Raw genomic sequence first — 1,936 nt, forward strand, 5'->3', positions numbered from 1 at the left:
TTCCACTTACGAAAGTATAAAACGTTTGAATTTGAGAATCATGATTCAAACTGAAAATAGAAAACAAAAAGAGATAAAGGATGAAATAAACAGACTTATCAAGAAAACTTTATGTGGGGAACACATACAGGAAAAAGGCGAAGATTTTGTGAAGATGGCAGATGGAAGACGGATTAGTCTTGCCAACTCTTCTTCTGGTCAGCAAGAAACATTTCCCCTGACGATTATACTTTCAGCATTACCTTTTTTAGTTGATGCTCGTTCCCCTGGACAAACTGTTTATATTGAGGAACCAGAAGCTCATCTATTTCCAAGCGCACAACGAAACATGGTTGAGTTAATCGCCTGTGTGTTTAATTCTCATCCGGAAAAACTTCAATTCTTTATCACCACCCATAGTCCTTACATCCTAACTGCAATCAATAATCTGATTCAAGCTGGTATGCTCTATGAAGAATCTAGCCAGGATGTCTTACCTAAATTAGAAAAAATCGTTCCTAGATATAAAGCCCTGATTACCTCCGATTTATCAGCCTATGTCCTAGAAAATGGCAAAGCTGAAAATATGTTAGACAAAGAGACAGGTCTGATCGATGCCAATCTTATTGACGGTGTTTCTGATGAGCTAGCTATTGAGTTTGATGAACTTCTGGACTTAGCGTGAGTATTTATGAAATCTTGCCCAGGCTGTGAGGAATATAAAGATGACAAGAAAATCGTATTAAAGGAAAAGAAAAGTAAACTAACTTTTGAAAATCACAACAAAGATAAAATATTAGTAATTAAAGTTGATGGCTGCGCTATCGCAGATAATGAAACTAAGCGCTGTGATTATGCTCTTGTTTGTAGTAACGGAGAAATTTATGTAGAGTTGAAAGGAAGTAAGATTCTCCATGCAGTTGAGCAAATAGAATCGACTATTAGGTTACTTTCAGATAACCCAAAAAAAATCAAAAAGTGGTGCTTTGTAGTTTCTACTCGCGTTCCCAGGCAAACAACGACCATACAACAGCTAGAAAAGAAGTTTGATAAGAACTATAATGCTGAATTCAAAATTAAGACTATTCAAGATAGTTGTGATTTAAGTAAGCTCACCATCAAGAAAAAAAGTAGGTAAGCCTATGCTTAGGCTTCTTCTTCTTGACTTTCTTGAGAGTAAAGTCACTGTATGCTTCTTCAGTCTCCTGATTTTGAGCCTAACTGGTTGAGCTGTGTCTATTTTATAGGGAAGTCCGAAGAAAGGTGACAATTGGGCAACTAGGGAATTGTACTAGGAAGTCTGCTGAAACTTGATTGCGATTGACCTTTGGCCAAAAGGCCACGCTACGCGAACGGTCACGCTACGCGATCGCATCACCGGTTTTCTAGCTAGGGGTCGGGGGCGATCGCGACCCCTAGGTTAATTAGGCCAGACTTAGACTTATCGATGTTAAGTCAAAATGTCACACAGTGCGATCAAGCCCGCTGGTAGGTTAGGTTAAGTTAAGTAACCCAATAATCTCACTAAATTAATTTAACAAAACTCGCGGAATTCCCCACCCTCTTCCAGGGTGGGGATGGATAGCGAGACGACAACTTGTAATGACAAATCATCACGATTCATGTTAGAATAAAGATGGTCGCTGACCCGCCTGACTGACTAAAAGGCTACCTTACAAATGGTCTAAAATCCTATCAGTTTTTAGACCATTAGGTGTACAAAGTACTAGCAGAGCTCAGGGAAGAGACAAGCCCCGGCTGGTTGACCACAGAGTCGTAATTCCAAGGTGAGTCTGCCCTTGTAAACTATATGTCTGCGGAAGGCGGATATCTGCCTGTGGACGCTGAGTAAGACCGTATTGCAGCTTGCTGTTTGAGGCATCGGGGACGCGCGCGGGAAGCCCGAAAGACGAATAAAACCGTCCCTGAGAGGATACTGTCGTTAATTTAACAGCTG

2 protein-coding genes are annotated in these 1,936 nt (G+C 40.5%); both read left to right on the top strand.

From position 1 onward, the window contains the following. Positions 1–664, top strand: a 664-nt coding sequence (locus tag F6K49_RS44580) for an AAA family ATPase (protein ID WP_293108388.1), incomplete at its 5' end; no start/stop codon positions are given. A 6-nt stretch (positions 665–670) separates the two neighbouring features. Next, the gene (locus tag F6K49_RS44585) at positions 671–1,117 is read left to right on the top strand and encodes a hypothetical protein (RefSeq protein ID WP_293066957.1); all 447 of its coding nucleotides are present in this window, start codon (positions 671–673) and stop codon (positions 1,115–1,117) included. The last annotated feature ends 819 nt before the right edge of the window (positions 1,118–1,936 follow it).

It is taken from the genome of Moorena sp. SIO3I6 (assembly GCF_010672095.1).

Coding starts and splice junctions, on each gene's coding strand:
- F6K49_RS44585 (WP_293066957.1), top strand. CDS start 671: ATGAAATCTTGCCCAGGCTGTGAGGAATATAAAGATGACAAGAAAATC.